Source organism: Flavobacteriales bacterium, assembly GCA_013214975.1.
Taxonomy (GTDB): domain Bacteria; phylum Bacteroidota; class Bacteroidia; order DT-38; family DT-38; genus DT-38.
Window position 1 is genome coordinate 1 of record JABSPR010000426.1, and the last position, 7,657, is coordinate 7,657.

5 protein-coding genes are annotated in these 7,657 nt (G+C 36.4%); 1 reads left to right on the forward strand and 4 read right to left on the reverse strand.

Features of this window, described 5'->3' with window-relative positions; all coding sequences use genetic code 11:
- Window positions 1-97 precede the first annotated feature (97 nt).
- The 4 genes from HRT72_13250 to secDF form a co-directional block, all read right to left on the reverse strand.
- Window positions 98-2,284, reverse strand: a complete 2,187-nt coding sequence (locus HRT72_13250) for a glutamine synthetase III (protein NQY68674.1) — start codon at window positions 2,282-2,284, stop codon at window positions 98-100.
- 190 nt (window positions 2,285-2,474) lie between these two features.
- Complete coding sequence (locus HRT72_13255) at window positions 2,475-3,413, reverse strand: calcium/sodium antiporter (GenBank protein ID NQY68675.1); 939 nt, start codon at window positions 3,411-3,413, stop codon at window positions 2,475-2,477.
- 26 nt (window positions 3,414-3,439) lie between these two features.
- Window positions 3,440-3,640 carry a twin-arginine translocase TatA/TatE family subunit gene (locus HRT72_13260; GenBank protein ID NQY68676.1) on the reverse strand — a complete coding sequence of 67 codons (201 nt, stop codon included), beginning with the start codon at window positions 3,638-3,640 and terminating at the stop codon, window positions 3,440-3,442.
- Window positions 3,641-3,661: 21 nt separating this feature from the next.
- The gene (gene secDF / locus HRT72_13265; GenBank protein ID NQY68677.1) at window positions 3,662-6,661 is read right to left on the reverse strand and encodes a protein translocase subunit SecDF; all 3,000 of its coding nucleotides are present in this window, start codon (window positions 6,659-6,661) and stop codon (window positions 3,662-3,664) included.
- 194 nt (window positions 6,662-6,855) lie between these two features.
- Between secDF and HRT72_13270 the strand changes: the two genes are divergently transcribed.
- The gene (locus tag HRT72_13270) at window positions 6,856-7,440 is read left to right on the forward strand and encodes a hypothetical protein (GenBank protein NQY68678.1); all 585 of its coding nucleotides are present in this window, start codon (window positions 6,856-6,858) and stop codon (window positions 7,438-7,440) included.
- Window positions 7,441-7,657 lie beyond the last annotated feature (217 nt).

The window sequence follows — 7,657 nt, forward strand, 5'->3', positions numbered from 1 at the left end:
AACCCAAAATCTGCTAATTCAATAGTCCTATTGAGCAAAATAAAATGGAAGTAACTCTGATTGAAAATTGAATTTCCAATCCGCGACTCAGAAAATACTATTTTGTAAATAGCATTTCACGGTATTTAGGTAGTGGCCAAATCTTATCATCTACTATGATTTCCAGCTTATCTACATCCCTTCTAATAGCGTCAAAAAATGGAACTACCTTTTCACAGTATCCTCTTGCAGACTTTGCTCCGTCATCTATTTTATTCAACTTTCTTCGAGCATCTACCATTAAACTTACATTCTTTTCTATCCCTGTAATATGCTCAGAAATCATTTCTATAGTATTTAGCTGACTACCGGCAGTCTTTTTAAACTTACTACCCATGATGTTTTTCAAACCATTAACATTAGATACTAATGTGTTTTGGTATTCAATTGCAGTGGGGATAATCTGATTTAATGCCAAGTCGCCGATCATTCTAGATTCTATCTGGATTTTAAGCTTATAGTTTTCTAATTCTATTTCATGACGAGCGTCTAGCTCAACGCCTGACAATATATCTAAGTCTTTAAATAGCTTCTTAGTTTTATCCAAAATGAATACATCTAGGGCATGTGGCGTAGTTTTGATATTAGACAAGCCTCTTTTCTTTGCTTCTTTTTCCCATTCATCACCATATCCGTTACCCTCAAATCGAATAGATTTAGACTCTACAATATATTTCTTCAATATTTTAAATACCGCTTCGTCTTTCTTTACCCCTTTCGCAATATGACCATCTACAGATTTTTTAAATTCTTGCAATTGCTTAGCAACAATTGTATTCAACACTATCATTGACGAAGAACAGTTTGCTTGCGAACCTACAGCCCGTAACTCAAATTTATTTCCAGTAAATGCAAAAGGCGAAGTTCTGTTTCTATCCGTATTATCTAATAGAATACTTGGGATTTTGCCGATATCTAGTTTTAAATCAGTTTTATCATCTGTATTCATTTTATCTCCAGTTACTCTCTTTTCAACAACATCTAATACCGCAGATAGTTCTGTTCCTATAAATACAGAAATAATAGCAGGAGGTGCCTCATTCGCTCCTAACCTGTGATCATTCCCTGCACTTGCGATCGATGCTCGAATTAGATCATTGTATTCATGAACAGCCTTTATCGTATTCACAAAGAATGTAAGAAACCGGATATTGCTTTTCGGTGTATTTCCAGGACTCAATAAGTTATCTCCAAGATTAGTAGCTAAAGACCAGTTATTATGCTTTCCTGAACCATTTACGTTAGCAAAAGGCTTCTCATGTAACAGCGCTTTGAACTTGTGTTTTCTGGCTACTTTTTCCATTACGTCCATCACTAATTGATTGTGATCTACAGCAAGATTTAATTCTTCGAAAATTGGTGCGCACTCAAATTGATTTGGTGCTACTTCATTATGACGAGTTTTAACTGGTATACCCAATTTGATTGATTCAAATTCAAATTCTTCCATAAAAGCCTTGGCTCGTTCAGGAATTGATCCGAAATAATGATCGTCTAACTGCTGCCCTTTTGAAGACAGATGACCAAACAATGTTCTACCCGTAAGAATCAAATCAGGGCGAGCATTTACCAATGCATAATCCACCAAGAAATATTCTTGCTCCCATCCCAAGGTCGTTATCACTTTAGTAACCTTTTTATCAAAGTATTGACAAACATCTGTTGCTGCCTTATCTATGGCAGTAATCGTTTTCAATAATGGTGTTTTATAATCCAATGCTTCGCCAGTATAAGCAACAAAAACCGTAGGAATACAAAGCGTACTTCCCATTACAAATGCTGGAGATGTTGGATCCCAAGCTGTATACCCACGTGCCTCGAATGTATTTCTTATTCCTCCATTCGGAAAACTAGAAGCATCAGGCTCTTGTTGTGAAAGTTGTGCTCCACCAAAATGATCAATCGCTTCACCATCAGATGTTGTTTCAAAAAAGGCATCATGCTTTTCTGCTGTTAGTCCCGTTAAAGGTTGAAACCAGTGCGTATAATGGGTTGCTCCTTTTGCCATCGCCCAAGTTCTCATTCCCGTAGCAACTTGACCAGCAATACTTCTATCTAATCTTCTTCCTCCTTCTATAGCTTCGATTACTTTTTTAAAGATATCTGAAGACAGATTCTTTTTCATAGCCGATCGATTAAAGACATTTGTTCCAAAAAGTTCTGCTCTCGACATACTTTCCTCTTCTTTCATAAGAGGCTCTCTATCTAAAATATCCTGCAAGGCTTGAAATCTTAATGACGACATAATATATTTTTTAAAAGATTATATAACTATGAATTATCCGACCCAAAGATACCAATTGAAATATTAAATCTTTTCTAAGAGCTACTTTATCACGATGGCACCCCCTGTTTTTTCAACGCATTGTTGAAAAAACATAGTTTTAACCAAAACACCCCTTGCTTTTCGGGCTATTAAAAAAAATAAATGATTTTCAAGAAACTACTGAATACAGATATGCACAGTAAACCAAGAATAGGATAGCGCCTTTCGCCCTACCCAGATTCATTTTATGTAAGATTAAAGGGAATACCAAAATCGATATACCAAGCATCCAGAAAATATCGAATATGAATTTATCTAAAGAGATTACGATTTCCTGAAGAATAGATGTAATCCCAAGAATAGCCAAGATGTTGAAAATATTAGACCCTATAAGGTTACCTATAGAAATATCCGTCTCTCTTTTAAAGGCTGCAATTAACGAGGTAACTAATTCTGGCAAGCTTGTTCCAAAAGAAACAATGGTCAATCCTATAATTCTTTCGCTTACTTCTAAGTTTCTCGCAATATTCACTGCACCTTCCACTAACCACTCGGCACCATAGTACAACCCAATACATGCAGCGAGTAAATACCCAACATTCTTAGCAAGACTCCCCCCCTTTTCATCCGCTACCTTTTCAATACTTTCACCCTTTTCCCTTTGCTCCTTTCTCGATTTAACAATCAACCAAGTAATCATAGTTACAAGTAAAGCAACGAAGATACAACCCTCCACGTGAGACAAGACTCCATCAAAAAAGAAGTAATAAAACAATAGAGTTGCAGCCATCATCATTGGCCAGTCTGATCGAACAGAATTCTTATCTACTTTAATTGGAAACACAATCGCAGTTAACCCTAACACCAACGCAAGGTTTGCAATATTAGAACCTATGATATTACTGATACATATATCAGCATGACCTGAGAAAGCCGCTTGTATACTAACCAACAATTCCGGCGCTGAGGTTCCGAACGACACAACAGTCATCCCAATTACCAAAGAAGAAACCTTCATTTTCTTAGCTAAGAAAACAGCCCCTTTTACTAGAAATTCACCGCTTGCTACGAGTAATGCAAGTCCAGCAATTAACATTAAATAATCCATAGACTTACTTAGATAAGAATTGAGAATCAGCTTTTATTATTGTCCTTATCCTCAACTCCTTTTGTTATTTCTCGTTGAATATCATTGGTTGCATCTTTAACCTCGCGAATGCCTTTACCAATCCCTCTTGCCAATTCAGGAATCTTCTTGGATCCAAAAAGCATCAGAATGATAATTAAGATTACAAATATTTCGCCTCCTCCGAAGCTAAAGAACAAGTATTGCATACTCGCAAATTAAATCAAATATTATGATTTACTCTTTGATAGTTCAAAATAAGCTGGCGTCGCTATACAAAGCGAAGAGTAAGTTCCAACTACCACACCTATAAGAAGTGCGAAAGAGAATCCTTTTATCACCTCACCTCCAAACAAGAAGATAGCCAATAACACCACAAAAATCGTAATCGAAGTATTAAATGTTCTACTTAAAGTATCGTTCAATGCGCTATCAATTAACTCAGCTAATGGTTTCTTTCTATGAATCTCCAAGTATTCTCTAATTCTATCAAATACAACTACCGTATCGTTAATTGAATAACCAACAACAGTAAGTATAGCTGCGATAAACGCTTGATCTATTTCCATTGTAAACGGCATAATACCGTGCAATAGAGAGAAACAAGACAATACTACCAATACATCATGAAATATTGCGATTAACGCACCTAAACCCAATCTCCATTCAAATCCAAAACGGAAGTAGATATATAAGAATATAATTATTAGCGAGAATGAGATTGACCATACTGCTTTCTCCTTGATATCATCCGCGATTGTTGGCCCAACTTTTTGAGAGCTTAATATCTCATAACCATTGCCAAGCGTTTGCAAACCTGCTTCCAGTTTAGCCTTTACTTGATTTTCAACATCAAGATCTACGCTATTAATTAAATATTTGGTTGTAATCTTCATTTGATCATCAGAACCAAAAGTTTTTACTTGTGGAGCACTTTCCAAATCCCCTTTCAGAGCAGCACTAACGTTCTCGCTTTCTACATTGTTTTCAAACTTTACAACATAAGAACGACCTCCACTGAAATCAACTCCGTAATCAAAGTTTCTTGTAATAAATGAACCCACTCCTAAAATGATAACAACGCTTGAAAGAGCATAGAACATTTTTCTTTTCCCGATGAAAGAAAAATTAACATTCTTAAATAACCCCTCAGTTAACTTAGTTGAGAATGTAATCTCTTTGTTTGTTTCCAACATCCAAGTAAATATCATTCTAGAGATAAATATTGCTGCAAACAATGAAGTCATAATACCTACTATCAGTGTAAAGGCAAAACCTTGAATCGGACCTGAACCAAATATGTAAAGTATCACACCGGTTAATAACGTAGTAACATTCGCATCAATAATCGAAGAGTACGCTTTACTATACCCATCAGAAACAGCTAAATGTATTCCCTTTCCAGCAGTTAATTCTTCACGAATTCTTTCATATATAAGCACATTCGCATCAACCGACATACCGATCGTAAGTACGATACCGGCAATACCTGCCAACGTAAGAACGGCGGTAACAGACGACAGAACACCTAACAAGAAGAAGATATTTGCAAAAAGAGCAACATTAGCAACTAAGCCTGCTTTTCCGTAATAGAAAATCATATAAACCAGAACTACAAGCAGAGCAATAACAAAAGAACTCAGCCCATCTCTAATTGCTTTCTTTCCTAATGATGGTCCAACAATCGCTTCTTCTACAACTTTAGCTGGAGCCGGTAGTTTACCTGCTTCTAAAACGTTTGCAAGGTCATCCGCCTCTTGCAAAGTAAAATCACCAGTAATTGAAGAAATTCCATTTGGTATCTCACCTAATACATTCGGCGCAGAATACACATAGTTATCTAGCACGATTGCTATACTACTATTTACATTATCTGCAGTAAGTCTTTTCCAGATTTTAGCTCCCTCTGGAGTCATAACCATTCTAATTTCTGAACTAGCACTGTTTTGGCTGTATTGCTGACGTGCATTTTTAATCACATCACCGCCCAGTGGAGCTTTACCTTCTCTATCCGCAACCTTTATTGCAAATAACCTAAGCGTTCTTCCTGCTTCGTCGATAGGCTTAACGCTCCATAAGAATTTCATTCTTGGAGGAAACAATGCTTTAACTCTAGGCTGACTTAACATCGCATTAACTTTAGCTGTATCCTTTATTAGAGAAGTACCAACAGCTGGCCCAGAAGCCAATACCTGTTGCCCTTGCTCATTCTGGGTAATACTTGGATATAACCTAAAGAACAAAGGATTTTGTTTTTCGCTTTCTGCAGAGCTCAAACTTTTATCATCTGAAACATTCTCTCCTTCCTCAATCTCATCAATTAATGACAATCCTGAATCAGAAGAATCAATTTCTGTAGAATCAGATACATCAAGTAAATCAACTACTACTTCCTCTGTAATTACAGAATCTTCAACCTCAACCGTAGCAGTAGAATCCAATACTCCATCAGCAGTGTTGATGTTTACCAGCTCCTGATTAGCCTTGGCCAAAAAAGGATATATCTCTTGATTACTATATGTTTCCCAGAACTCAAGTTCGGCAGTACCTTGCAATAACTTTCTTACCCTTTCTGGATCTTTTACACCAGGTAATTCAATTTGAATTCTACCAGAAGTTCCAAGACGTTGAATATTTGGTTGTGAAACACCAAACTTATCAATCCGAGTTCTTAATACTAAGAAAGATCTATTGATAGCTGCATCTACTTCATGCTGCAAGATATCAATCACCTCATCATTCGTACTCTCATACTTGATTCTTCCTTGCATCTCACGCGTACCGAAAATAGAAGGCGATGCTAATTTTGCACCCGCATCAATCTTCTCAAAAGCTTGTTGAAAAAGAACAATATAATCTTGATTACTTTGCTTTTGCAGCTCAGTTGCATCATTCAGTGCTGTATTAAAAGTAGCGTCAGCGCTATTGTTTGAAAGAGCTTTCAAAATATCTATTACAGATACTTCTAAAGTAACATTCATACCACCTTTTAAGTCGAGACCTAAATTAATTTCTTTGGTTTTACACTCACCATACGTGTAACCTAGAAGTGGATATACCGCCTCTGTTTTCATTGAGTCTAAATAATTAGCCTCTACTAAAGCATCACCATTACTTAACTCTTTCGCTTCGTTCTCTACTTTACTTACCACCCATGTAAAAGACAAATGGTAAACACATACCGCTATAAAGAGGAATGTAAATATTTTAATTGCTGATTTATTCTGCATTTTTGTTCTTATCCGGTTTTTGGAACGGCAAATATAAAACAACTAATCAAACTAGAGTGCTTCAAGGGCGAGCATTAATTCATTTTATTAACGACTGAGTTAAATTATGTTAACACAGAATGATACAATGGGATTTCGACTTGGTTAAATAGTATCATTTTATTGTATCTTTAACATTCAAAACTTGGGTCATTATGAGAAATTTAACGAATAAAATAGGTTTTAAATGGACACTAGCGTGCTGCGCTATTATCATGTCATTAATCTCTTCGTGCGAAGATTGTGATAAAGGAAAAGCGCAAATTCTTGTTGCTGTGTACCGAATTAACGGACTCGATTCTATCTTAGTAAAACAAGCTGATGTATACCTGAAATGTGGCGCTACTACCTCTCCAGGTACGGAACCTGCTCAATACGGACATCACGATACAACCGATTATACAGGAAAGGTTCTTTTTAAAGATTTAAGCAGAAATGACTATTTCTTTTACGCAACAGCAGAAATACCTAACGATATCGTAGATGTATATAATGGTGATACTAACTGGACATTAATGAACACGGCTGACTTAGCATTATTCAATAGAATGTATGAAAAGGATCCTGCCTGGGGAAGTGAAGCAGACACTGCTCGTTCGGCTCAAGATTCCGTTGATATATTAGCAATGGACACTTATCTAAACCACATATACAAAACGACGACTATTACTGGACACAACACAATGGCTATCACCAACAAGCAAGGTGAAACAACATTGGGTGTGGTTTTATCACAGTAAGAAAAGCCCTTTAGGTCGATTTTAAGCACATCTCTTAGACTAGAACTTCTTGAATCAGCTGAGGTATTGATTCTATAGCAAGACTATTATATCAACGATTCTTCTCGATACTAATTTCGAAAAACGAAATTCACTCGAAGTGACATCAGAGGAAGGTTAATCTACCGACTTACTTTAGAAAAAGATCCCGGATCAAGCCCGGGAACACATTGTGCTA